Here is a 568-nt window from a genome sequence, read left to right on the forward strand (position 1 = left end):
GGCGAGATGTTGGCCCCACCGAATACCGCAGCAAGGGTCCATCTGGCCATGGATAGATAGCACCGGCGTATCGGACTCAAAGCGCTGGCTGTTTTCCTTCGGTACGGCGCCATCTGTACCCCACCACGCGCATACCCAAGGCTGTTCGAACCCCAAAAGCGCTGGTTCACGCTCGAGCATAGCGCGTGAATCTGCCTTGGTTGGGCGATTCGCGCCCATGTCATTGCACGTATTGGCGAGAAAGTAGCCTAGCGCGTAACTCGGCGCCTCAGTCTCAGGTTTAAAAGTGTCGATGCGGAAGAATTCATCGAGCGACCCGTAGTCGCCTTTCTGGACCTCGGAAACAACCCGCGGCAGATCCTCGTACATGCTTGGCAAAGTGATGTAGAGGGTGTGCAAAAAGGCCACGCCATCGAAATAATGCGTTTCCTCATCGTTGGTGCCCGCCTTCAACGTCTTGACGTAAGGCTTGCTATCCAGCGCGCGCCGGGCACGTTCGATCGCTAGAAACCATGCCGGCACGGTGTCCTGACACTGTTCGTTTTGACGCACGCACAAGCCTAAGATG

1 pseudogene is annotated in these 568 nt (G+C 56.7%); it reads right to left on the bottom strand.

The window, feature by feature from the left end:
* Positions 1-552 (bottom strand): annotated as a pseudogene (locus tag OP495_RS18710) (hydrolase); the annotation flags it as partial.
* Between the last annotated feature and the right edge of the window lie 16 nt (positions 553-568).

Origin of the sequence: Chromohalobacter sp. 296-RDG (assembly GCF_029889885.1) — a bacterium.
Taxonomy (GTDB): Bacteria; Pseudomonadota; Gammaproteobacteria; order Pseudomonadales; family Halomonadaceae; genus Chromohalobacter.